Origin of the sequence: Luteimicrobium xylanilyticum, from assembly GCF_009429125.1 — a bacterium.
In the GTDB taxonomy this organism is placed as follows: Bacteria; Actinomycetota; Actinomycetes; order Actinomycetales; family Cellulomonadaceae; genus Luteimicrobium; species Luteimicrobium xylanilyticum.
Map to the genome: position 1 here is coordinate 3878955 of NZ_CP045529.1, position 23423 is coordinate 3902377.

Consider the following 23423-nt stretch of genomic DNA (forward strand, 5'->3'; position numbering starts at 1 on the left):
AGTGAAGCGCTTAAGTTGGAGACAGTCAAGCCCCGTCGATCACAGTCGGATCACGATCCGGCGCGGCAGGGCACGTGCTGCCCTCCTCCGCCAAGCACCCCGCGCGGAGACCTACTTCGCGGGGACGGGCGCTGTGGTGCCGCGCGGCCGGAGCACCGGCGTCGAGTCGAGAAAGCTCGCCTTCGGCTGACCGTCGATCACGTCGAAGAGCCGGCGTGCCACGTGCGCGCCGTAGCGCGTCACGTCGTGGCTCAGCGCGGACAGCCGCGGGTAGGTCGCCTCGCAGAGAGGCGAGTCGTCCCACGCGATGATCGACAGATCGTCCGGCACCCGGACGCCGAGCTCGCTCGCCACGCCCAGACCGGCGAGCGCCATCACGTCGTTGTCGTAGATGAACGCCGTCGGGCGGTCTGCCCCCGCGGTCAGCAGCGAGCGCGTCGCTGCCGCCCCCTGGTCGGGGGTGTAGTCCGTCCGGACGACGACACCCTCCACGCCGAGGCGCTCGGTCTCGTCCCGGAACGCGCCGTCGCGGATGAGCGTGTGCCCGAAGCCTTCGACACCGGCGACGCGCGCGATCCGCCGGTGACCCACGGCGTGCAGGTACCGGACCGACTGGCGGATGGCGGCGGCGTCGTCGGTCCACACGTTCATGAGGCCGTTCGCGAGCGTCGGGTCGCCGACGACGACCACGGGCAGCGCGTCCGGCTCCGCGAGGAGCGCGACGCGCGGGTCGTCGACGCGAGGGTCGACGCACACGACGCCGTCGACCCGGCGCGCGGCGCGCCAGGTGCGGTAGGTCGCGAGCTCGACCTCGAGCGTCGGGACGACCTGCAGCAAGAGCCCGTAGGACCGCTTCTCGAGCTCCGACTCGATGCCCGCGATGAACTGCATGTAGAACGACTCGACCCCTAGGGTCGACGGGTCGCGGGCCAGCACCAGACCGACGGTCTCGGTCTTGGCACCCGAGAGCGAACGCGCGGCCGACGACGGCTGCCAGCCCAGCTCCGACGCGACGGCGAGGATCCGCTCCCTCGTCTCGCGCGAGACGCCAGGCCTGTTGTTGAGTGCGTACGAGACCGCACCCGTCGACACGCCCGCCCGCCGTGCGATGTCCGCGATCGTGATCCGGGCCACCGTGTCGCTCACTCTCCGCTCGTCGTCGCCGGGCCTCGAACCCGACCACGGTCAGGGTATCGGTGGCGCGGCGGCGAGCGGACGTCCGCTCGGAGCGCGCAGGAGCCCGGCCCCGCGAGGGGACCGGGCTCCGGCGGGGTGCTCAGCGTCGCGGGTGTGCCGCGAAGAACTCCCACAAGAGCGCGCTCGCGCTGATCTCGTGCGTGACGATCCCGTTCTCCGACTGGTCGGCGGACGTTCCGGGCCACGTGTGGCCGCCGCCGGACACCCGGTAGAGCTCGACGTCCGCACCGCCGTCGCAGCGGGAGTACGCGAACCGTGTGACGTGCTCGCTCACCACCGTCGACGACGGCCCGACGCGGCAACCGTCCAGGCGCGCCCACGTCTGGACCGCGACGGGGACGGTGTACCCCCAGCGCAGGTCGGTGCTGCCCTGGTACGGGTTGGTGTAGTCGGCGTCACCGTGGAACTCGATCACGGGGACGGGACGTGACGGACGGCAGTCCGCGACGTCGGGCACGCTCGTGTCGATCGGCGACGGGCGCCCCGCACGCAGCCCGGCCACCGTCCCGACGGCCGCGAACTGGTCCGCCCGCTCGCACGCGAGCGCCGAGGCCATGCGGGCGCCGCCCGAGTACCCGGTCGCGTAGACCCGGTCGCGGTCGACGCACGCCTTTCCGCCGAGCTGCGAGGCGACGGCGCTGAGGAAGGCGACGTCGTCACGGGCGCCGGCCGGAGGGAGCTGGCCGGCCGTGGTCGGGACGCCCGGCACGTTCCAGGCGAAGCCGCCGTTCAGTGCGATCGCGGCGGTCGGCTCGGCCACCACGAAGCCCTTCGCGTCGGAGAGCGCGTCGAACCCGCTGATCCCGGCCTGGGCTGCGCCGTCGGCCCCGGACCCGTGCAGGTCGAGCACGAGGCCCGTCGGCGAGGCAGGGGCACGGTGGCCCCGGGATGCAGCGGCGGCGGGGACGTGCACCCGCACCTGGTAGGTCGCGCCGTCGTACCTGACGGGGACCTCCTGCGTGCCCGCCGCCAGTGACGGCGTGCAGCGCGCGGGCACGCTGCCGCCGTGCCCGTGCCCGACAACGGCCGCACCGCCCGTCCCCGTGCCCACCACGCCCGTGAGGCTCGTGGCGGCGAGCACCAGGCCACCGATGCCGGCGCCCACGCGGCGCCTCGCCGTCAGCCGACGCGTCGCCCGCTCCGTCGTCTTCTTCATCGCTTCGCTCCCTTCAGGACGTACAGCCACGCCGAGCCGTGCGCCGGCGCGTAGGTGCGGTCGCCCGCGTAGTCGAGCGACAGCCGGACCGTGCCCGGGGTCGGCGGCGCCGTGATCCTGACGATCGCGCGGCCCTTCGCGAGCGCCGCGGTCCCCATGGGGACTCCGTCCTCGTCACGGACCGTCACGGTCCCGGTGGCGGTGCCACGGAGCCCGAGGACCTGCGCGACCACCTCGGCGCGGTCACCCGAGCGCACGACGGGCGGGACCGCGAGCGCGAGCACCACGGACCCGGCGGTGCCCGTCGTCGGGGTCGTGCGGACCGCGCGGACGTCGTCGACGTCCAGCACGCCCGTCCCAGAGCCGCCGAGGTAGAACGACAGCTGGGTGACCGAGGTGAGGTCGAGCGGGCCCTCGCCGGACGCCCAGGACGGCGGCGCGAACGCGTCGAACGGGACGGTGACGACACCTGCCGCGGCCGGGCCCTTGGTCGCGAGCGTCGCCTCGTAGTAGGCGCCGTTCGCGACGATCTGCACGCTGAGGCTCTGCCCCGCGCCGAGCTTGCTGCGGTCGAGCCACAGGGACAGGCCGTCGTAGCCCCACCAGTCCTGCGCCGTCGAGAACGTGCGCGTCACGCCCGCGTAGCCGGGCGAGCCCAGGTCGTAGGTCAGGCGCAGCGCGTCGCCGTGCCCGCTGCCCGCTCCCGACGGCGTGAGGGTCGGCGCGATCGCCCCGCCGCCGGTGTTGCGCACGTAGGCGGCCGCGACGGCGGCATCGGTCGAGTAGGACTCGAAGTCGTCCGCGGTCGTCGGGGTCGTGGGCCGGGTGGCCGTCGTGAAGGACACGACCTTCGAGGTCGTCGTCCCGGCCCCGTTCACCGCCGTGACCTGCCAGTAGTAGCGGGCGGACTCGTCGAGCGCGACGGACGGCGTGAAGCTCGTGCCGCTCGTCTCCGTGGTCGCGACCGGATCACGCAGGTCGGCGTGCCGCGAGAGCGTGACTCGGTAGACGGCGGTTCGCGCCGCCGGCTTCCAGGTCAGCGCGGGCACACCGCGCACGTCCGCAGCACCGTCGGCCGGCGCCTTGATCGTGACCGGGCCCGGGGCGGCGACGCCGTCGGCCGCGCTCGCGAGGAGCCGGAGGTCACCGAGCTGCTGCACCCACTCGGGCGTGCTGCCGTCGGGCCAGGTCACGCGCACGTGCCGCACGCCGGACAGGCCGCGGACGGTGTACGCATCCTTGGTCCAGCTCCCGCCGACCGTGCCCGGGGTCACGGCGACCGCGGGGGTGACGTCGCGCCAGGTGGTGCCGTCGTCCGACACGGCGAACGCGAGCGGCTCGGCGGCCTGGTCGGGCCAGTAGTACGCGGTCGCGTCGAAGCCGGTCAGACCCTGCGGGGCGTCCGACGACGACACCGTCCACTCGGCCGACCCGGCGCCCGCGGAGGTGCGGGTCGCGCGACCGGTATCGCCGCCGAAGAGCGTGGCGTTGCCCGTGTCGGTCCCGACCGTCGCCGTGTGGGCGGACGTCAGGGACAGGTCGTCGAGCGGGTCGGCGAGCACGGCCTCGTCCGGGGTGGCGCGCAGGGCGACCCGGGTCAGGCCCGTGTACGTCGCGGCGGCGCCGGACGGCCAGGTCACGCGCAGGCGGTCGGAGCCCGCCGGTGCGTCGGCGGTGACGGTCCAGCGGCCGTCGCCCGCGGCGGTGACCCGTGCGGTCAGGGTCGTCCAGGTCCCGCCAGAGCTCCCGGCCTGCACGGTGAGCGCAGGGGTGGCATCCGCAGCGACGGACAGCTCGGCCGAACGCAGGCCCGGTGCCGACCATGTCGCCGTGCCGCCGTCGGTGCTGGTGGGGACCACGACGGCGTCCTCGCCGAGCGGGTGCACCGCGAGACCCTGGTGCGCCGCGAGCGGTGTGAGGCTGCCGACCGCGTCGACCGCGAGCTGCTCGCCCTCGCCCACCGATACCGGGTCGGACGCCGGCCCGTGGGTGCCGTCCGCCGCGACGGGCACGACCCGATAGGTCGCGGCACCCTGCGTCGCGGTGTCGAGCCAGGCGGCGTCGCCCACCGGGTCGGCGGTGAGGGTGGTCCAGGACGCGCCCGCCTGGCGCTGGACGAGGTAGCCCGTGGCGCCGGTCGCGCCGCGCCAGGCCAGACGGTGCAGCCCGTAGTCGCTGGTGACCGACGTGACGAGCGGCGCCCGGGTGATGGTGGGCGTGACCGTGGTGCCGAGCGAGCGGGCGTAGTCCTGCTGCGCGGCGACGTTCGCGCGCATCTTCGCGTCGTCGCCCGGGTAGTGGATCTGGAAACCGTCGTCGTGCTGGACGAAGCCGGTCGTGTCGTCGTGCGGGAACAGCGACCAGGACAGCATGCCGGTCACGTTCGAGTCGGAGGCCAGCGCCGGCAGAACGGTGCCGGCAGCGTTCGAGTCGTACTCGCCCGCGATGTACGCCTTCCCCGCGTCGGTGATCGTCTTGGCGTCGGCGGTCACCTTCGCGACCGTCGGCGAGTAGTAGTGGACGTCGACGACGTCGACCTTGCTCGCGGCGAGCGTGTCCGGGTCGATGTCGAACCGCCGGCCGGCCACGACGAGCTGGCGGGGAGCCTCGTCCTTGAGCTGGCTCGAGATCGTCTCGATCCAGGACGGTGTCATGCCCTCGAGCTCGTTCCCGAGCTCCCAGCCCAGCACCGTCGGGTCGTCCTTGAGAGCGAGGCCCGTGTAGGGGTTGACGTGGTCCAGCGCGGTGCGAACGTAGTCCTGGAAGTCCGCGACGATCCGGGGGTCGGAGTAGAACTGCGGGCAGTCCGCAGACGAGCTCTCGCACAGCCCGTAGGTGCGGGCGAAGTCGCGCAGCCCCCCGTGGTAGTAGGCCCAGTTGTCGGTCAAAGGAAGGACGAGCCGGATGCCCTTGCTGCCCGCGTAGGCGATCGCGTAGTCGATGGTGGCCCATGCGTCGTCGTTCCAGCCCGCGTCCTCCGACGGGAGGAGAGACTTCGCGTTGCCCGTCGAGACCAGCATGTGCGAGCGGATCACGGTCGCGCCGAGGTCCTTCGCGGTGTCGATCGCATCGCGGATCCGGAAGAAGGTCGGATAGTCGACCGTGCCGGGCGGCACGTTCTCGTCGAGCGCGAGCCAGTAGGCGTTGGTCCCGCTGAAGCGGAACGTCTTGCCGTCGAGCTGGAGGTGGGCGCCGTCGTGGGTGACGAACGTGGTGTTGAGCGACGGCCCGACGCCCGCGCTCGAAGGATCGGTCAGGCTGCTCTCGGTCACTGCTGCTCCTGCTGCGCCGGTGCCCGCGGCGTGCGCAGCGGTCTCGGCGACGACGGGCGTGCCGACGGCGAGCGCCGCCGTCAGCGCGGCCCCGACCACGGCACGCGAGCGCCGTCGGTCGGTCCTGCGTGGATGGGTGTTCATGGTGCTCCGCGCTCCTTCGCGTGGGCGGCGGCGGCGCTGGGGCGCTCGCCGGTCGGACGACTGGTCCGCAAGGTCAGAACTTAACCGCTTCATTGCATCAGGTCAACGGTGCCAGACAAATTCGAGCGCGAATGAGTAGGGGACGGAAAGCGCGACAAAGCACTCGCCTCGTCGACGGAGACGTCGGGTGCCCGCGGTCGAGGCGGGCCATCGTGCCTCGCGAAGTAAGCGTCCGCGCGGCCTACTTCGCGGAAAGGGTGACGCGAACGCCGGAGGCGGGGAGGGCGGAGGGGTGTGCGCGGTCGTGGTCGGGTCTGGCGGGAGCCGAGCGAGGAACGAGCGAGGCGGATGGTAGACCGCGCACACCCCTCCGCCCTCCCCGCCGGACCCGCCACGACCGGTCGAGCTCACACGGGCAGACTCCACTGCTGGTTCGTCTGACCGTTGCACGTCCAGACCTGCAGCGGCGTGCTGTCGGCGCTGTTCTGCCCCGTCACGTCGAGGCACTTCCCGGCCTGCGGGTTGCGCAGGGTCCGGGTGCCGGCGTCGTACGTCCACTGCTGCGCCCCCGACCCGTTGCAGGTCCAGAGCTGGACGGGCGTCCCGTCGGCGGTCCCCTGGCCGGCCACGTCGAGGCACTTGCCGGAGCTCGTGTTGACGACGGTCCCGGTGCCTGACGGCGCAGCCACGGTCCAGGTCTGCGCGACGCCCGTGGCGCACGTGTAGAGCTGCACGACGGTGCCGTCGGCCGTCCCGGACGCCCTGGCATCGACGCACTTGCCGGCGAGCCCCGTGATCGAGCCCGTCCGCGCGTCACTGGCACCGCCGCCCGACGAGGGCAACGACAGCTTGCCCTGGTAGAGGACTCGCGGGTCGAAGTACGTCGACTGGATCTCGGCGTTCGTGTTGTTCCCCTGGAGCTGCTCGGACCAGATCATGAAGTAGGCCCACTTCGGCTGGCTCGCGAGGAACGACTCGGTAGGCATCTTCCCCATCTCAGCGATGGCCATCGGCTTGCTGCCGGCGATGGACTGGATCTGCTGGTAGTCGCTCGAGCTGGGATAGCTCTTGTACCAGGCGTCGAGGCTGACGACGTCGACGTATGACGAGCCCGGGTAGTACGTCGACCAGCCTCCGGCGGGGTTGTCCTGCACGTTCCAGACCCAGATGAGGTTGGTGAGGCCCTTGCTCACGAGGTAGTCGTGGGTGATCCGGTAGAGCTGGGCGCTCTTGGCGCCGTAGCCGCCCCACCAGTTCCAGGTCTCGTTCATCTCGTGCAGCGGCCTGAAGAGCACGGGGACCCCGGCGTCCTTGAGCTGCTGCAGGTACGGCACGGCCTCCTGGAGCCGGTTCTTCCATGCCGTGTTGAGGCTGGTCCCGTCGGTGACGACCTGGTCGAACTGCTCGTTGGTGATGCGGGACTTCACGCCGCCGTCGAACGAGCACGAGCTGCCCATGGTGGGCGGGCAGACGTGCCACGTGAGCGTGACGAGCGACCCGTTCGCCCACTCCGTCTTCGCCTGGTCGATCACGCGTTGCCGGTTGGCGACGTCGGAGGCGTTGAACATGAGGTCACCGCCCCAGAGCCCGGGCCACTGGCCCGTGACGTTCTTGACGATCTGGCTGTACTGGTTCGGCTGGGTCGCGGGCTCCTTGTTGTGCTGACCGGCGACGACGTGGTTCCCGCTGATCGACGCGAGGTAGTCGAGCACCTGCTGCTTCGAGGACGCCGGGAACGCCTGCGCCGGCGCGGTCGCAGCGAGGCCCGCGGCCCCGACGACGGCGGCCGTCACCAGACCGGCGGCGACCCGCCGGCGCAGGCCGCCCCGGGCGAGGCGCCCCGCTCTCACCGGTCGCTCCAGCTGTAGGTGGCGACGCCGTCGGCAGGCAGGGTGGCGCGGAAGGTCGCGCTGCCGACCCGCACGGCGAACGCCTGCGTCGCCTTCGCCGTGTTGTGGACGACGACGGCGAGCGACCCGTCGCGGTTGCGGAAGGCGACGGAGTCGAGCTGTGCCGTCTGGCCGTCGACGTTGTTGACGGACGTGCTCATGATCCGCGTCGCGCCGGGTGTGACGAACCGCGAGAACTGGGCGAGCAGGTAGTAGCGCGGGTTGTACGTGACGGCCTTCGTCTTCGAGTCGACCGTGACGAGGCCGGTGCAGGACTCGCAGCCACCCACGAACGGGCCGTGGTTCTCGTCGAGCGCGACGTTCCAGGCGGTGACGGACTGCCCCCAGTTGCGCAGGGTGCCGATCGCGTCGTTGATGTCCAGCCCCTCGCACTCGGTCTCGAGGATCTCCTTGTCCGGGTGCAGCGTCTTGAGCGTGCTCTGGACCGCCGGGTCGCCGTAGTAGCAGTGGTAGGCGGTGCCGTCGATCCAGCGCGCAGCCTTGGTCTGGAGCAGCGAGAACGGGTAGTCCGCCTCGGGGCTGCCGTTCACCTGCTCGAGCCGTCCGGCGTCCCACGGGTGCACGGCCCAGTTGTGGTCGAAGCCCAGGATCTTCGTCTTCAGGCCCGCCTTCTCGATCGCCGGGCCGAGCTTCGCGATGACCTTGGCCGCCTGCTCGACGTCGAGGTTCGTGCCCGGGTAGTTGCTGCGGTCGAGGGCCTGCGGCTCGTTCTGGACCGTGAGGTAGTCGACCTCGACGCCGGCGGCCTTGTAGGCCTGGAGGAACTTCACGAGGTAGTCGGCGTACGCCCGGTAGATGCGCGGCGAGTCGATGAGCTTGCCGTCGATCATCGAGTCCGACGTCTTCATCCAGCCGGGCGGGCTCCAGGGCGTGGCCATGATCGTGAGCTTCGGGTTGAGCTTCTCGGCCTGCCGCAGGAGCGGAAGGATCTGCTCCTCGTCGTGCGCGATCGAGAAGTGCTTGAGCGCGTAGTCCTTCTGCCCCTTCGGCATGTCGTCGAAGCTGTAGACCGTCCGGGCCAGGTCCGACGCGCCGATCGGCTGCCGCAGGAAGCTGAGGCCGGCACCTTCGTCCGGGTCGAAGAGCTGGGTCATCGCGGCGTCGCGGTCGGCCTTCGACAGCAGGGACAGGTCGTAGGCCGACGCGTCGGTCAGCGACGCACCGAAGCCGGTGATCTTCTGGAACCCGATCGTCGGGTCGACCGTGACGGTCGTGCCGGTCGGGAACGCCGACGCGGTGGCGTTCGCCAGGGCGGGGCCGGCCGCTTTCGTGGCCGACCCGGTGGCAGCCGCGCTCGCGCTCGCGTGGGTGAGCGCGAGGTGCTGGGTGACGGGCGCGGGGTGGTCGGGCGTCGTGACCGACGCGGTGACCTGGCCGGCGGTCCTGCCTGTGGACTGCGAGGTGTGCGTCCCGGCGTCGGCCGAGCCGCCGGCGAGGAGCGGGACCGCGACGAGCGCCGCGAGCGCGGCTCCGGTCGCGAGGGTGCGTGTGGTGCGTGTGCTGAGCATGCGAAACCGCCTTTGTTCCGGTGCTGATGCTTCACGTGTGATGTCCCGCCGCGGGGGGGCGGGCACGAAGGTGCGCTGCGGTGGATCACCTCCTCCGAGAACGACGTCGTCCTCTTGCGCTACTTAAGCGCTTCACACAGAATGTGTCAACGTTGGCAGGCATGGGCGCGTCACAGCGGACGCACGCCCACGACAAGGAGGTCACGATGCGACGGACCACGTTCTTCCCACCCGGCAGCCGACGACGAGCCCGCGTGGGCGCGCTCGCGTCGCTCGTCACCATCGGCGCGCTCGCCGCGAGCACTCTCGGCGGTACCGCCGCCAGCGCCCGTCCGACGACGGACACCGACACCCCGAGCTCGACCAGCACCTCGGGGCCCTACACCCGGGCCCTCGAGGATGCGGAGGGGTACGCCGACGACGCCGCGCTCACCGCGGCATACACCCGCAACACCAACGGTGGCGCCACCGCGCTGCACCTCGTGGACGGCCTCCACGAGGGCTCGGCCCATGCGCTCCGCCTCGACTACACGTACGCGAGCGGCTACGCGGGAGTCTCTCGCCCGCTCGCCGACGGGTACTGGCCGGGCCTGGAGTCGATCGACCTCTGGGTCCAGGACCTCACCCCCGGGCAGGACGTGCTCCTCCAGCTCAACGACGGCGCCTCGTACGAGGCGCACCTGTCGAAGGTCGCCGGCTTCGACCCGACGACGACAGCGCCGCAGCACCTCACGATCCCGGTCGCCGACTTCGCGCCGAAGTCCGGCAGCGGGACGCTCGACCTCAAGGGAGTCACGTCGTTCGCGGTCTACGCGAACAAGGTCGGCGCCACGACGGCGGGCACGGTGGTGCTCGACGACATCGACCTCGTCTTCGACCAGGAGCCCGTCGTGCCGACCGTGACCTTCCCCCACCGCCGCGTCACCGCGGACAAGGTCTCCAACCTGATCACGCTCCTCAACGACACGGCCGCGAAGCCCGCGGGCTCGACGATCGTCCAGGCCACGTGGACGTCGTCGGACCGGAAGATCCTCGCGGACGCCGACCGGCTCGCACCCAAGGGCGAGTTCCAGGCGAACGGGCGCACCCGCGTCCACCTGACAAGCCTCACGCTCTTCTCCGACGGCACGACGTTCACGGTCAAGCCCGACGCGACGCTCGACGTCACCGTGAGGCGCCTGCCCGCGCCCGTCGGCGTCGTCGACTACCTCAAGAGCCTGACCGGCAAGGGCATGCTCTCGGCGATGCACCACGACCAGTCCTACGCGGACCCCGCCGCGGCGGACGTGCTGCACCAGCGGGTGGCGCGCGAGTTCGGCGTCTACCCCGCGCTGTACAGCGCTGACTTCCTCACCGGCCGCACCGTGCCGTACCGGCAGAACATGATCGACGAGGTCAAGCGCCAGTGGGCGAACGGCAACCTCGTGCAGATCATGTTCCACGTCTCGCCGCCGCAGTACACGGTCGAGCAGGAGGCGCAGGGCGACTGGGGCGGCGACTCCGGCCCGGAGACCATGGCGAGCCCCAACCGGATCTACTCGTTCCTCTACCAGGACCAGTTCGACCAGCTGCTCACCGACGGCACGCCGCTCAACGAGAACTGGAAGAAGCGCATGGACGAGTACGCGCGCTACCTCCAGCAGCTCGAGGACGCGGGTGTGACCGTCATGCTGCGCCCGTTCCACGAGATGAACCAGCACGTCTTCTGGTGGGGCGGTCGCCCCGACGACCCGTCGACGCCTCAGGTCGAGGGCAGCCCCGCGCTGTACCGGATGTTCCACGACTACCTCGTCAAGACGAAGGGCCTGACGAACATCGTCTGGGTCTGGGACGTGCAGGACCTGCCCGACGACTTCGGCTTCGCCGACGGCGACGCGAAGTTCGACCGCTACGAGGGCGTGCCCGGCGGGCTCGCCGAGTACGACGCCAACGACTGGCGCAGCTTCGACCCGGGCAAGGACTACTACGACGTGCTCGCCGTCGACTACTACGACCTGGACAAGTACCAGCAGAAGTACTACGACCAGGCCAAGTCGATCGCCGCCGAGGACGGCGGGAAGCCGATGATCATCGGCGAGACGTTCTACCTCCCCACGGCGGCGCAGGAGAAGGCCGCGCCCGACTACACGCTCGCGATGCCGTGGGGGGCGCGGACGTGGAACGCCGAGAACACCGGGCCCGAGGGCATGGCCGACTTCTACTCGCGGTCGATCGGGGCGTCCGGGACACCCCGGTTCGCGACCCTCGACACGACGCTGCGCCCGACGACGCAGCCCACCGTGCGCGGCACGCCCCGGCTGGCCGGGCGGCTCACCGTAGACCCCGGGCGCTGGTCGCTCGACGACACGACGTTCACCTACCAGTGGCGTGTCGGCGACCGCGACGTCCCGGGAGCGACGGGGGCCACCTATGTGCCCAGGCTGCGCGATCTCGGCAAACGCGTGTCCGTCGTCGTGACGGCGCACCGGCCGGGCGCCGCGGACGGGACCGCCACCACGGCCCCGACCCGGCCGGTCACGCTGTTCGGGCTTCCAGGGAGGCGGTGAACGCCGCCCGCAGGTGGAACGAGCCCCACGTCCGCCACGGGCGCCAGGACCCGGCGACCTCGTCGAGGTCGCGTCCCGGGTAACGCTCGGCGACGATCGCCCGGAGCCGGCGCTCCGACGTCGGCACCGCATCGGGCACGTTCGCGCCGCGCAGGACGACGAGGTCCGCCGCGAAGGGACCGAGACCGTGGATCTCGGCGACCTCGCGGCGGGCCTCGTCCGGGTCCAGGGCGCGCAGCGCGAGCGTGTCGAGGCGACCCGCGAGCGCCGCGTCCGCGACCGCGCCGAGGTACTCGGCCTTGCGGCCCGGCAGGTCGAGGCCCGGGGCCAGCTCGCGCAGCCGCGCGGGCGCCGGGAACGCGCCGTCGTCGCCGTGGCGCTCGACGAGCCCGGCACGCATCCGCGCGGCCTGCGGCACCGCGACACGCTGGGACAGCACCGCCCACGCCGCCGCCTCGTACGGGGAGTGGAACCCGCACGGCCGCAGCCCGGGGAGCCGCTCCTGGACGTCGCCCACCACCGGGTCACGGCGGCCGACGTCCGGCCAGGTCGTCGCGTCGAGGTCGAGCGCGAGGAAGCGCGCCACCTGCTCCGCGGCCGCGTCGAGGTCACCGTCGCCGCGCACCACCACACGGGTCGTCTCGGTCTCCTGGGTGACGTCCGCCTCGGCGCGCGTCCAGTCGCCCTCGACGCGGAACACGGTGCGGAGGTGCCCGTCGTCGGCCTGCTCCGGGAGGGCTGCCGGGGCGAAGCCCTCCCAGAAGCGCCGACTCGTCGCGAGCGACCACGGGCCGCGCACGTCGAGGTCAACGGTGTGCTCGCGTCTCACGCCGCCATGCTCCCACCGGCCCGCCGACGGCGCAGGGCGCCCAGCAGGGCGGCGACCGCCGGCACGCGTTCGACGCCCGGCCGGTGGATCGCGTGCAGGCTCCGGGCACCGAGACCGTCGACGGCGCGGGTGGCGACGTCCGGGTGGCGGTACGCGGCGAGCGCGGTGCGGGGAAGTGCGGCGACGGCGAGGCCGCGCGCGACGAGCTGCTGCACCACGACGTAGTCGTCCGTCTCGTGCCGGACGCGCGGGGTGAAGCCCTCCGTCGTCGCACAGGCCACGAGGTGCTCGCGGCACCGCACGCACCCGGCGACCCAGGCGTCGTCGGCGAGGTCGGCGAGCCGGAGACCCTCGGCCGCGGCTGCCGCATGGCCGGCGGGCAGCACGACGTCGACGGGGTCGACGCCGAGGTCGACACCGCGGAGGTCGGCGGGCACGCCGGGTGACTCGGCGTATCCGAACGTGAGGGCGACGTCGACGTCCCCGGACCGGACGAGCTCGACCGCCTCGGGCGGCTCGGCCTCGACGAGCCGGACGTCGACGCCGGTGGTGGCGGCGAGGTGCTCGAGCGCGGGCGGCACGAGCACGGCGAGCGCCGACGGGAACGCCGCGAGCCGTACCGTCCCCGCGCCCAGGGCGGCGAGCTCGCCCACCTCGCGTGCGGCGGCGTCGAGGTGCGCGGCGATCGCGTCGGCGTGCACGACGGCGGCCCGCCCCGCCTCGGTGAGCGTCACCCCGCCGCTGTGGCGCAGGAGGAGCGGCGTGCGGGCGGTGCGCTCGAGCGCCTGCAGGTGCTGCGAGACCGCGGGCTGGGTCCAGCCGAGCGCGCGCGCTCCGGCGCTGATCGACCCTTGCTGCGCGACCGTCCGCAGGATGAGCAGGCGGCGCGGGTCGAGCGGTGGCGGGGCATCAGGTGCGGCGGGAACGCTCGTCATACCCCAAGCATGACTTATGGCCGGGCACAGAATCGCGGGGATTCCGTGATGGGACTGCGGCCGGGAGTCTGGGAGGTATGGCCCCCACCGACGCAGCACCCACGCCCGGCGCCCCCACCCTCGGCATCCTCGGCGGCATGAGCTGGCACTCGACCGTCGAGTACTACCGCCTCCTCAACACCGCCGTCGCCGCGCGGCTCGGCGGGCACCACAGCGCGCGCCTCCTCCTCGCGTCCGTCGACTTCGACGAGGTCCGCCGCCTCCAGGTCGACGGCGACTGGGACGGCGCCGGGGCACTGCTCGCCGAGAGGGCGGCCGGGCTCGAGCGCGGCGGCGCGGACGCCGTCCTCATCGCGACGAACCTCATGCACAAGGTCGCGCCCGCCGTCGAGGACGCGGTCCGCGTGCCGTTGCTGCACATCGCCGACGCCGTCGCCGACGCGGCGCGCTCGCGCGGGCTGACGCGGCTCGGGGTGATCGGGTCCGGCTGGGTCATGACCGAGACGTTCTACGGCGAGCGCCTCGCGCGGCACGGGATCGAGGTCGTGCGGCCGTCGTCGGGCTGGGACGACGACGCCGCGACCGTCGACCGCGTCGTCTTCGACGAGCTCACCCGGGGCGAGGTCCGAGCGGAGTCGCGGGACGCCGTCGTGCGGGTGCTGGAGCGGCTGCGCGACGCCGGCGCCGAGGGCGTCGTGCTCGGCTGCACCGAGCTCGACCTGCTGCTCGACGAGTCCGCCTCGCCGCTGCCGCTGATCGACTCGACCGCCGCGCACGTCGACGCGGCGACCCGCTTCCTCCTGGGCTGACGTCCCACCCGCCGCCGAGTACGAGGGTTTCCGCCGAGTACGAGCCCGTTCCCCTCGTACTCGGCGGAAAACCTCGTTCTCGGCGGACCCGCTCAGTGGAGGCCCGCGTCGACCAGCTTCTCGAGCAGCGTCTGGAGCCGGCGCCGCTCGGCGGCGGTGAGCGCCGCCGTCGACGGCTCGAGAGCGGCGCGCACCTGCGAGGTCCCTCGTTCCGCGAGCGCCAGCCCCTCGTCGGTGAGGTAGACCTCGACGGCGCGCCCGTCGGTCGCGCTCGGCCCGCGCGCGAGCAACCCCCGCTTCTCGGCGCGGTCGACGAGCCCGCTCATGGTCGAGCGCTCGAGACCCAGGTAGTCGGCGAGCACGCTCATCCGCAGACGGCGGTCGCGCAGGATCGCGAGGACGCGGAGCTGGGTCAGCGACAGGTCGTGCTCGGCCGCGACGCGCGTCAGGACGGTCGTCACCGCGTGGGCGGTCTGGGCGAGCGCGTCGAGGACGTCGTCGTCCGGGGCCCGCACGACCCGGTCGGTCAGCGTGTCGTCCGTCATGTGCACCACCCTACCGTTGACAGTCATTCGCATCACGACCTAGTTTGATTCGTAGTACGAATGACATATCACCTCTGGAGGCATGATGAAGGCCGCCCTCGTCACCACGTTCGACACCCCGCCCCGCTACCAGGAGACCTCCGACCCCGTCCCCGCCGACGGCCAGGTCGTCGTCGACGTCGTCGCGGCCGGCCTGCACCCGCGCGTCCGGTCCCAGGCCGCGGGGTCGCACTACACCAGCACCGACGAGCTCCCCCTCGTCCCCGGCGTCGACGGCGTCGGGCGCGACCCCGAGGGGCGTCTGCGGTACTTCGTCCTCCATGACACGACCCACGGCTCGATGGCCGAGCGCACGGTGATCGACCCGCGCCGCAGCGTCGTCCTGCCGGACGGCATCGACCCCGTCGCCGTGGCGGCCGCGATGAACCCCGCGATGTCGTCGTGGGTCGCGCTGCGGCAGCGGATCGCGTTCGAGCCCGGGCAGTCGGTGCTCGTCCTCGGGGCGACCGGGAACGCCGGGCGCATGGCCGTCCAGGTCGCGAAGCTGCTGGGCGCGGGCCGCGTCGTCGCCGCCGGCCGCGACCCCGAACGCCTCGCCGCGCTCCCCGCGCTCGGTGCCGACGCGACCGTGAGCCTCGCCGGCTCGCCCGACGACGCCGCAGCCCGCCTCGCGGAGGTCGCAGCCGACGTGGACGTCGTCCTCGACTACGTGTGGGGGCCGACGGCGGCGGCGGCGGTGGTCGCCGTCGTCACCGCACGACCCGACCGCGGCAAGCCGCTGACCTGGGTCGAGATCGGCTCGATGGGTGGCCTCGAGGCGACCATCCCGTCGGCGGCGCTCCGGGCGGCGAGGCTGCAGCTCGTCGGGAGCGGACAGGGCTCGGTCAGCACGCGCGAGATCGTCGCTGAGCTCGGTGCGCTCGCCGAGGAGATCGCGCGCGGGTCGATCGCCGTGGACGCCCGGGCCGTCCCGCTCGCCGACGTCGAGTCGGCGTGGGCCGAGCCGAGCACGGAACGCGTCGTCCTCGCCCCCTGACACCGGGGCGTGTGGAAGCGGGCGGTCCGTCCCGGCGGGTGCTGGTACGTTGCGGCACGCCGACGCGACCGCGCGGCAGCACTCACGACCAGGAGCACGACATGGCCGCCGAAGACATCGTGACCACCGCACACCCCGCGCAGGCGCGTGACCTGACGTACGGCGTGTTCGCTTCCGACGGGTGCGAGATCACGCCGCTCGACGAGTTCTCCGCGCAGGTCGAGCGCGGCTCGGTGGCCCTGACGGCCATGTTCGGAGCGTTCGTGGGCAAGTCGCGTCAGCACCTCAAGTACACCGTGCGGGTGTTCGCCGCCCCCGAAGGCGGTTCGGTCGTGCGCCTCGAGCGCGCCAACTCGGGCGCCATGGCCGGGGCGATCGGCGTCGCGCGAGCGCGCACGGTGTTCACCGAGTGGCACGGTCGCGTCGCGGCGGCGCTCCCCCGCTGACCTCCGCTGACCCCCGCGTCGCTCGCCTACCTCGCGGACGGCGGGCGGGTGACGCGCTCCAGCGTCACGACGACCGACTCGTACGGCTTCCCGGTGTCGTGCTCGAGCCCGAGCTCGCAGGTCCGGTTCCCCGACACCCACGCGTCGGCCACGACGCCCGCCACCTCTGCCGCCTCCTCGAGCGTCGCGGTCTCGGTGAGCTCGGGGTGCAGCATCGCGCGGTCGCCGGCCGTACCGCAGCACGTCGCGACGACCGGCTCGACGACGTGGTCCGCGACCAGGGCCGCGAGCCCCCGCAGGTCGTCGGCGATGCCCAGCGTGTGCATCGAGCACGTGGGGTGCACGACGACGGCTCCCAGCCTCGCGGCCTCGCCGAGACCGGGCACGACCTCCCGCAGCACCCAGGTGGTGGCGTCGAGGACGGTGAGGTCGTCATGGAGCGCGCGGTGCGCGTCGTCGAGGTGCGGCACGACCTCCTCGAGCACCCCGAGCGTGCAGGACGCGGCGTCGACCACGACGGGCAGCCGCCCGCCGTCGGACCACCGGTGCAGGTCCTCCACCAGGCGCGCGGCCATGAGGCGGTTGCCGGCGTCGAGGCCCTTGGACTGCCAGATCGTGGCACAGCAGTCGTCGCCGAGGTCGCCCGGGATCCAGAGCTTCTTCCCGGCCCGCTCGGCGAGCGCGACGAGCGCCTCGGTGACCGTGAGCGCGTCCCGCTCCCCCGGCGGCGGCCCGAAGATCCGGTTGATGCATGCGGCGAACAGGACGGCGTCGGCGGTCTGCTGCGTCGCGCGCGTCGTGGGCACGCTCGGGGCCGGACCCGGGATCGCGTTCAGCCACCGTGGCACGAGGTCCGCGCCGAGCAGCGCGCGCCCGGCGTTCGTGACCCCGGCGAGCGCTGCTTCGCCGGCGCCGCCCAGCCCGCGCCGGACGACGTCCGCCGCCCCGACCGCGACCCGCGCCCCCGCGGAGCCCACGCCCCAGCGGCGCGCGACCTCCGCGCCCACGCGCTGCGCCGTCGGCGACCACGCGTCTCGCCGCACCTGCTTCATGACGTGCCCGGTGTCGATGTCCACGGGGCACGCGATCGCGCACGACGAGTCCCCGGCGCACGTGTTCACCCCGGCGTACTCGTACGCGTCGACGAGCGCCGCCTCGACCTCGCCGGACCACCCCTGCCGCGCCATCTCACGCTGCAGCACGATCCGCTGCCGCGGCGTCGTCGTGAGGTTCCGCGAGGGGCAGACGGGCTCGCAGAACCCGCACTCGATGCACCGGTCGAACTCGGAACCGAGCGTCGGCATGGTCTTGAGGTCCCGGAACGCGACCTCGGGGTCGTCGTTGAGGAACACGCCGGGCGCGAGGATCCCGTGCGGGTCGAGCGCGCGCTTGACCCGCCACATGAGTCCGACGGCGTCCGCGCCCCACTCCCGTTCGACGAACGGCGCCATGTTGCGCCCCGTCCCGTGCTCGCCCTTGAGCGAGCCGTCGTAGCGGTCGACGACGAGCGCCACGAGGTCCGTCATGAACGCCCGGTACGTCGCGACCTGGTCGGGCTGCGACGCGTCGAGGTACAGGTAGAAGTGCACGTTCCCGGCCGACGCGTGCCCGTTCACCGCCCCGAGGAACCCGTGCTCGACCAGCAGCGCCTCGAGGTCGCCGCACGCGTCGGCGAGGCGGTCGGGCGGGACGACGACGTCCTCCGTGATGAGCGCCGTGCCGTCGGGGCGCGCGGCGCCGATGATCGCGAGCAGGCCCGAGCGCACCGCCCAGTAGCCGTCCGCGAGGGCCGGGTCGCGCGTGAAGTCCCCGCCGACGGCGGCGCCCCGCGCGGGTGCGCTCCCGGCGTCGTCCGCCCCCTCGCCCCGCCCGACGACGACCCTCGCCTTCGTCTCGAAGTCCTCCAGGGCTGCGTCGTCGTCGGCGCGGACCTCGGTGAGGATCGCTGCGTCGGTCGCGTCGGGGCCGAGGCTCGCGACCCAGGCCGGCGCGCCGGCGGTGTGCGCTGCGGCCCGCAGCGACGCCGCATCCATGATCTCGACGGCCTCGGCCCCGGCGGCGTTGAGCCCCGGGACCGCGGCCGCGGCGTCGTGCAGCGTCGCGAACCGGAACAGCGCCGTCGTGCGCCGGCGGCCGAGGGGGACCGTCCGCCAGACGGTGTCCGCGACGAACGCGAGCGTCCCTTCGGACCCGACCGCGAGCCCGCGCAGGGTCCGGGCGTTCGAGTCCTCGTCGAGGAACGCGTCGAGGTGGAAGCCCGAGGTGTTCTTGATCGAGAACTTGCGACGGATCCGGTCCGCGAGCGCCGTGTCGGCGCGCAGGTCGCGGCGGATCGCGTCGAGCTCGGCGCACAGCGCGGGTTCGGCGGCGCGCAGGCGGTCGTCGGCGTCGGGCGCGGCGGTGTCCACGACGGTCCCGGACGCGAGCACGAGCGTCGCCGACTCGAGCGTGTGGTAGGAGTTCCGGACGACCCCGCACGTCATCCCGCTCGCGTTGTTCGCGACGACGCCGCCGATCGTCGCGGCCGCCGAGCTCGCCGGATCAGGGCCGAGCCTGCGGCCGTGGCGGCGCAGCAGCGAGTTGGCGCGGGCCACGACGTGGCCCGGTCGGGCACGGAGGCGGGTGCCCGACCCGTCGGCGTCCTCGAGCACCTCGGCGCCCGTGAGGTGGCGGCGCACGTCGACGAGGACGTCGTCGGACTGGGACTGCCCGTTGAGGCTCGTGCCGCCCGCCCGGAACGTGAGCCCGTGCCCGCTCGCGCGCGCCCACCGGACGAGCCGGACGACGTCGTCGGTGTCCCGGGCGACCACGACGACGCGCGGGACCATCCGGTACGGGCTGGCGTCGGACGCGTACCGCACGAGGTCGAGAGGGGTGTCGAGGACGGCGTGGTCGTCGCCGAGCAGCGCACGCAGGTCGGCGGCGACGCGTGCCCCGGCCGCGTCGAGCACCTCGGCGCCCGCCCGGCCCGGCATCGGCGGCGCGGGCGGGCGGCCCAGACCGCGCCTGATGTCCGACCCGACCGACCCGCGCATCCGACGCCTCCTCACGGCCTCGCAGCCTCCGACGTCGTCACGCTACGGCGACCCCGACCCTCGCGCGCTCCGGGCGCTCGGCACCGGCGGAGCGGTAGCGCAGGGCCTGAACCGTGGCGGCCGCACCGGCAGCCCCCTCGACGTAGGGGCCCCAGGTGGTCCCGACGAACCCGCCCGCCACCTCGGACGACAGCACGTCGACCGGTGCCGGCGACGACCACCGGCCGTCCACCGCGAACCGGACCCCGTCCGCCAGCTCGGCGCTCAGCACGAAGCTCGTGCCGGACACGGCCCACGCATCGACCACGGTCTCCCGGTCGCCCTGACGGTGCAGCACGCGCGCCGTACCGTCTGCGACCTCCACGCGCACGGCGTGGTCGCTGCTCTGTCGCAGGAGCAGCCCGACGCGGGCCCCCGGGTCGTCGAGCACGACCTCGGCCTCGACCTGCAAGAGCCGGTGCTGGAGCCGGTACAGCAACGCCGCGGGTCGTCCCGCGCCGTCGGTGACGCCGTCACCCGTGGAGGCCAGCCGTACACCGTGCCGGCCCTCGGTCGCGAAGTCGGGTGCACCACGCACGGTGAGCGCGCCCTCGACGCTCGGGGGCCGCTGCTCGTAGGCGAGCGGACGGTCGCCGACGTCGCGCAGGACACCGTGGCCCGCGTTCACCACCGGCCAGTCGTCCTCCCACGTGACCTCGGCGAGGAAGGTCTCGCGACCGAGAAGGTGCTGCCGTCCTTCGGTCCGGACCGCGAGCAGGACCGCGGCCCAGGTGCCGTCCGGCCGCTCCACGAAGTCGGCATGGCCCACGTTCTGGACCGGGTAGTCGGCACCGAGGTGCCGGTGCGTCAGGACCGGGTTGCGCGGACAGTTCTCGTACGGGCCGGTGATCGAACGGGATCGAGCGATGACGATCGCGTGGTCCCGAAAGGTCCCGCCCTCCGCGGTGAGGAGGTAGTACCAGCCGTTCCGGGCGAAGATCCGTGGGCCTTCGGCCCAGGTGGCGCCGTGCAGCGCGCCCCGCCACACCACCGTCTCCTCACCCACGAGCGCCGCGTCGTGCACGTCGAACTCCCGCACCCACACCTCGCACTCTCCGGGGTAGGCGCCGGGCCGCACGATCCGCGTCGAGCACCAGTAGACGCGGTCGCCCTCGAAGAACAGCGCAGGGTCGAACCCGTCCGCGCCGGCGACCCACCGGGGTGGCGACCACGGGCCCGCGGCGTCGGTCGCGGTGACGAGGAACGCCGTGTCCTCGGTGCCGTCCCCGCGCCCACCCACGCGCGTGCACACGAGGTACAACGTGCCGTCGTGGTAGCGGACCGTGGGTGCGTACAGCCCCTTCGAGTCCCCCATCTCGGCGAAGTCGAGCGCCACGGCGTCGGTGACCGCCGAGGCGACCTGCTGCCAGTGCACGAGGTCGTCGCTGACGTGGACGGGCAGGCCCGGGTAGTACTCGAAGGTCGAGTTGGCCAGGACGTAACGGTCACCGGCCCGGCACACCGAGGGATCCGGGAAGAAGCCGGGCAGGACTGGGTTCGTCGGGAACACGGGTCTCCTTGCAGTCACGTTCGATCAGGTGAGTGGGGTGCGCGTCAGGCGTCTCGACGGCGCGCGGTCGACTGCCGCTCGACGATGCGGAAGTCGGCCTCGTAGAAGAGGGGCGGCCCACCGGGCCGCTCGATCCGGTCCACGAGCCGGGTGACCGCGACCTCGGCGATGCTGCGGCGTCCCGCGTCGACGGTCGTCAACGGTGGCGCGGTGTACTGACCCTCGGTGAGATCGTCGAAGCCGATCACGGACACGTCCTCGGGCACGCGGAGACCGGACGCCTCCAGCTCGTGCGCCGCACCCATCGCGAGCATGTCGGTGACGGCCAAGACGGCGGAGAAGTCGACCGACCCGTCGAGCAGCTCGCGGACAGCTCGCGCCCCGTCCTCTCTGCCCCACTGGCCGACTCTCCGGACGAGCGCCTCGTCGACCTCGAGGCCGTGCCCGTGCAACGCCTCGCGGTAGCCCTGGAGCCTGAGCACTGCGGTTCCGACCGAGGGGGCTCCCGGCTCGGTGCTGCCGATCGCGGCGATCCGTCGGTGGCCGAGCTGCAGCAGGTGCTCCGTCGCCGCCCGCGCGGCCGCGACGTTGCGCATGGTGACGTGGTCGAGCCGCGGTGAGAACACGTTCTCGCCGAGGACGACCACCGGGCGTTCCGTCTCGAACTGCTCGACGTCCTCGCTGGAGAGGACCACCGGGGCGATGATGAGACCGTCGGTGAGCTGACGCCGAGCTCCTCGGAGGGCGTCGAGCTCGAGCGCCCGGGTGTTTCCCGTCTGCTCGGTCAGGACGACGTACCCGCGCTCGCGCGCGACGTCGATGATCTCGGACGCCAGCTCGGCGAAGTACCCCTCGGCGAGCCGCGGCACGGCGAGCCCCAGCATGTTGCTGCGTCCCAGCCGCAGCGTGCGCGCCATGTGGTTGGGCTGGTATCCGAGCTCCTCGATCGCTGCCTCGACCTTGGCCCGCGTCGAGTCGCTCACCGGCGCGTAGCCGTTCACGACGTTGGAGACGGTACGAAACGAGACTCCTGCGAGCTTGGCGACGTCACGAAGCGTCGTGGCCATGCGTTCTCCTCCGCTCGGTGCGGCACTCGTGCCGGGCCCGTCCCCGGCCCGGCGTCGGCAGTGCTGTGGTCACGGCGTCGTCACCCCTTGAACGCCCCGTCCATGATGCCGCCCACGAGCCTCCTGCCGACGACGAAGAACACGACGAGCAGCGGGATCGTGGCGAGGAACGAACCGGCCATGGCCAGCCCGAGATCGACGGTGTAGCTCTTCTGGAGCGCCTGGATGGCGATCTGCACCGTGTAGTTCTCGGGCGACTTGAGGACGATGAACGGCCACAGGAAGTCGTTCCAGCTCGTCACGAAGCCGAGGAGCCCGAGGACGAAGGCCGCGGGCCGCACGATGGGGAAGGCGATCCGCCAGAAGATCTGCCACGACCCGGCACCGTCGATCCGCGCGGCTCCCATCAGCTCGTCGTCGATCGTCGAGGCGATGTGCTGCCGCATCCAGAAGATCCCGAACGCGCTCGCGAGGCCCGGCACGGCGACCCCCTGGAGCGTGTCGACCCAGCCCAGCCAGGTCGTGATCATGTACTGGGGGATCACCGAGAGCTGCGCGGGCACCGTCATCGTCAGCAGGACCACGAGGAACAGCGCGTTGCGTCCCCGGAACGTGAGCTTCGCGAAGGCGAAGCCCGCGAGCGCGCACAGGACCGCCTGCCCGACGCCGATGGTGAGGGCGATCACGACACTGTTGACGATCGAGCGCACGAAGGGGACCGTCGAGAAGACCAGGTGGGCCATGTGCAGGAAGTTCCCGCCGGGCACGAGGCGCGGCGGCAGCTGGCTCGCGGCCGCGGTGTCGGTCGAGGCGACGACGAACATCCAGTAGAGCGGAAAGACACAGGCCAGGGACGCCACGCCCAGCAGGGCGTAGACCCACCAGCGGACTCTTCCGACCCGGCGCCGACGTCGGGCCTGCGGCGGGGTAGGCACCGCAGCCGTGGTGCGGTCGGCCGCGGTCCGGTGCCCTGTGCGCGTCGCGGTGTCGCTCATGACCGCGCCCCCTTGAGCCGGGTGGAGAGCGCGAAGTTGATGGCCGCGACGAGCACGACCATCGCGAACAACGCCACCCCGATCGCCGCGCCGTAGCCGAACTTGAAGTCGCCAAAGGCCTGCTCGTACAGGTAGAGCGTGAGCGTCTGGCACTGGCGTGCGGCCCCGCAGGTGAGCGGCGGCGTCGGGTTGACCAGCAGCGGCTCCGTGAAGATCTGGAGGCCCCCGATGGTCGAGGTGATGACGGTGAAGATGATGACCGGCCGCAACGACGGGATGGTGATGGAGGTGAACTGCCGCCACCCCCCGGCGCCGTCGACGGACGCCGCCTCGTAGAGCTCGCGCGGGATCGCCTGCAGCCCTGCGAGATAGAGCAGCGTCGTGTACCCGGACCAGCGCCAGACCACCATCGCCGCGATCACGAGCGGCAGCAGTGCCGGACAG

Annotated in this window: 17 protein-coding genes; 4 read left to right on the forward strand and 13 right to left on the reverse strand. The window is 72.7% G+C overall.

Going from position 1 to position 23423, the window contains the following annotated elements:
• Positions 1-111: 111 nt before the first annotated feature.
• The 5 genes from KDY119_RS17275 to KDY119_RS17295 form a co-directional block, all read right to left on the reverse strand.
• Positions 112-1146, reverse strand: a complete 1035-nt coding sequence (locus KDY119_RS17275) for a LacI family DNA-binding transcriptional regulator (RefSeq protein ID WP_227994415.1) — start codon at positions 1144-1146, stop codon at positions 112-114.
• A gap of 130 nt (positions 1147-1276) precedes the next feature.
• A complete protein-coding gene (locus KDY119_RS17280) occupies positions 1277-2353 on the reverse strand; it encodes an extracellular catalytic domain type 1 short-chain-length polyhydroxyalkanoate depolymerase (RefSeq protein ID WP_153022589.1) in 1077 nt (358 codons plus the stop codon).
• Positions 2350-5769 carry a carbohydrate binding domain-containing protein gene (locus KDY119_RS17285; protein ID WP_194174269.1) on the reverse strand — a complete coding sequence of 1140 codons (3420 nt, stop codon included), beginning with the start codon at positions 5767-5769 and terminating at the stop codon, positions 2350-2352. The genes KDY119_RS17280 and KDY119_RS17285 overlap by 4 nt, the downstream gene beginning before the upstream one ends.
• A 407-nt stretch (positions 5770-6176) precedes the next feature.
• Entirely contained in the window at positions 6177-7619 is a 1443-nt protein-coding gene (locus KDY119_RS17290) for a glycosyl hydrolase (RefSeq protein ID WP_227994416.1), read from the reverse strand.
• Positions 7616-9187 carry a glycoside hydrolase family 30 protein gene (locus KDY119_RS17295; protein WP_051136366.1) on the reverse strand — a complete coding sequence of 524 codons (1572 nt, stop codon included), beginning with the start codon at positions 9185-9187 and terminating at the stop codon, positions 7616-7618. The genes KDY119_RS17290 and KDY119_RS17295 overlap by 4 nt, the downstream gene beginning before the upstream one ends.
• Positions 9188-9393: 206 nt before the next feature.
• Here KDY119_RS17295 and KDY119_RS17300 point away from each other — a divergent pair, with 206 nt between their 5' ends.
• The gene (locus KDY119_RS17300) at positions 9394-11733 is read left to right on the forward strand and encodes a glycosyl hydrolase (RefSeq protein WP_194174271.1); all 2340 of its coding nucleotides are present in this window, start codon (positions 9394-9396) and stop codon (positions 11731-11733) included.
• Here the strand turns inward: KDY119_RS17300 and KDY119_RS17305 are convergent.
• Both KDY119_RS17305 and KDY119_RS17310 read right to left on the reverse strand, forming a co-directional pair.
• Positions 11702-12562: a DNA-3-methyladenine glycosylase family protein gene (locus KDY119_RS17305; RefSeq protein WP_036947801.1), complete on the reverse strand. Its 861-nt coding sequence runs from the start codon at positions 12560-12562 to the stop codon at positions 11702-11704. The genes KDY119_RS17300 and KDY119_RS17305 overlap by 32 nt on opposite strands.
• A complete protein-coding gene (locus KDY119_RS17310) occupies positions 12559-13497 on the reverse strand; it encodes a LysR family transcriptional regulator (protein WP_153022591.1) in 939 nt (312 codons plus the stop codon). The genes KDY119_RS17305 and KDY119_RS17310 overlap by 4 nt, the downstream gene beginning before the upstream one ends.
• A gap of 77 nt (positions 13498-13574) precedes the next feature.
• Here KDY119_RS17310 and KDY119_RS17315 point away from each other — a divergent pair, with 77 nt between their 5' ends.
• Entirely contained in the window at positions 13575-14306 is a 732-nt protein-coding gene (locus KDY119_RS17315; protein ID WP_153022592.1) for an aspartate/glutamate racemase family protein, read from the forward strand.
• A gap of 92 nt (positions 14307-14398) precedes the next feature.
• On the opposite strand, the gene KDY119_RS17320 is transcribed toward KDY119_RS17315, so the two are convergent.
• The gene (locus KDY119_RS17320; protein WP_051136448.1) at positions 14399-14851 is read right to left on the reverse strand and encodes a MarR family winged helix-turn-helix transcriptional regulator; all 453 of its coding nucleotides are present in this window, start codon (positions 14849-14851) and stop codon (positions 14399-14401) included.
• A gap of 85 nt (positions 14852-14936) precedes the next feature.
• Between KDY119_RS17320 and KDY119_RS17325 the strand changes: the two genes are divergently transcribed.
• Positions 14937-15887, forward strand: coding sequence for a quinone oxidoreductase family protein (locus KDY119_RS17325; protein ID WP_036949081.1), 951 nt, complete (start codon positions 14937-14939; stop codon positions 15885-15887).
• Between the two features lie 101 nt (positions 15888-15988).
• The gene (locus tag KDY119_RS17330) at positions 15989-16333 is read left to right on the forward strand and encodes a hypothetical protein (RefSeq protein WP_036947809.1); all 345 of its coding nucleotides are present in this window, start codon (positions 15989-15991) and stop codon (positions 16331-16333) included.
• A gap of 26 nt (positions 16334-16359) precedes the next feature.
• On the opposite strand, the gene KDY119_RS17335 is transcribed toward KDY119_RS17330, so the two are convergent.
• From KDY119_RS17335 to KDY119_RS17355, 5 genes are all read right to left on the reverse strand, one after another.
• The gene (locus KDY119_RS17335; protein ID WP_153022593.1) at positions 16360-19368 is read right to left on the reverse strand and encodes an FAD-binding and (Fe-S)-binding domain-containing protein; all 3009 of its coding nucleotides are present in this window, start codon (positions 19366-19368) and stop codon (positions 16360-16362) included.
• A 37-nt stretch (positions 19369-19405) separates the two neighbouring features.
• Complete coding sequence (locus KDY119_RS17340; protein ID WP_194174273.1) at positions 19406-20917, reverse strand: glycoside hydrolase family 43 protein; 1512 nt, start codon at positions 20915-20917, stop codon at positions 19406-19408.
• A gap of 44 nt (positions 20918-20961) precedes the next feature.
• Positions 20962-21984: a LacI family DNA-binding transcriptional regulator gene (locus tag KDY119_RS17345; protein WP_036947814.1), complete on the reverse strand. Its 1023-nt coding sequence runs from the start codon at positions 21982-21984 to the stop codon at positions 20962-20964.
• Positions 21985-22064: 80 nt separating this feature from the next.
• Positions 22065-22979 carry a carbohydrate ABC transporter permease gene (locus tag KDY119_RS17350; protein WP_083890704.1) on the reverse strand — a complete coding sequence of 305 codons (915 nt, stop codon included), beginning with the start codon at positions 22977-22979 and terminating at the stop codon, positions 22065-22067.
• Positions 22976-23401, reverse strand: a complete 426-nt coding sequence (locus KDY119_RS17355) for a carbohydrate ABC transporter permease (protein ID WP_227994417.1) — start codon at positions 23399-23401, stop codon at positions 22976-22978. Before KDY119_RS17355 ends, KDY119_RS17350 begins: the two co-directional genes overlap by 4 nt.
• Positions 23402-23423: the final 22 nt, after the last annotated feature.

Excerpts from the sequence above, each read along its gene's own strand:
- KDY119_RS17310 (WP_153022591.1), bottom strand. The coding sequence starts at position 13,497 with ATGACGAGCGTTCCCGCCGCACCTGATGCCCCGCCACCGCTCGACCCG.
- KDY119_RS17295 (WP_051136366.1), bottom strand. The coding sequence starts at position 9,187 with ATGCTCAGCACACGCACCACACGCACCCTCGCGACCGGAGCCGCGCTC.
- KDY119_RS17285 (WP_194174269.1), bottom strand. The coding sequence starts at position 5,769 with ATGAACACCCATCCACGCAGGACCGACCGACGGCGCTCGCGTGCCGTG.
- KDY119_RS17280 (WP_153022589.1), bottom strand. The coding sequence starts at position 2,353 with ATGAAGAAGACGACGGAGCGGGCGACGCGTCGGCTGACGGCGAGGCGC.
- KDY119_RS17325 (WP_036949081.1), top strand. The coding sequence starts at position 14,937 with ATGAAGGCCGCCCTCGTCACCACGTTCGACACCCCGCCCCGCTACCAG.
- KDY119_RS17300 (WP_194174271.1), top strand. The coding sequence starts at position 9,394 with ATGCGACGGACCACGTTCTTCCCACCCGGCAGCCGACGACGAGCCCGC.
- KDY119_RS17320 (WP_051136448.1), bottom strand. The coding sequence starts at position 14,851 with ATGACGGACGACACGCTGACCGACCGGGTCGTGCGGGCCCCGGACGAC.
- KDY119_RS17350 (WP_083890704.1), bottom strand. The coding sequence starts at position 22,979 with ATGAGCGACACCGCGACGCGCACAGGGCACCGGACCGCGGCCGACCGC.
- KDY119_RS17335 (WP_153022593.1), bottom strand. The coding sequence starts at position 19,368 with ATGCGCGGGTCGGTCGGGTCGGACATCAGGCGCGGTCTGGGCCGCCCG.
- KDY119_RS17315 (WP_153022592.1), top strand. The coding sequence starts at position 13,575 with ATGGCCCCCACCGACGCAGCACCCACGCCCGGCGCCCCCACCCTCGGC.
- KDY119_RS17330 (WP_036947809.1), top strand. The coding sequence starts at position 15,989 with ATGGCCGCCGAAGACATCGTGACCACCGCACACCCCGCGCAGGCGCGT.
- KDY119_RS17345 (WP_036947814.1), bottom strand. The coding sequence starts at position 21,984 with ATGGCCACGACGCTTCGTGACGTCGCCAAGCTCGCAGGAGTCTCGTTT.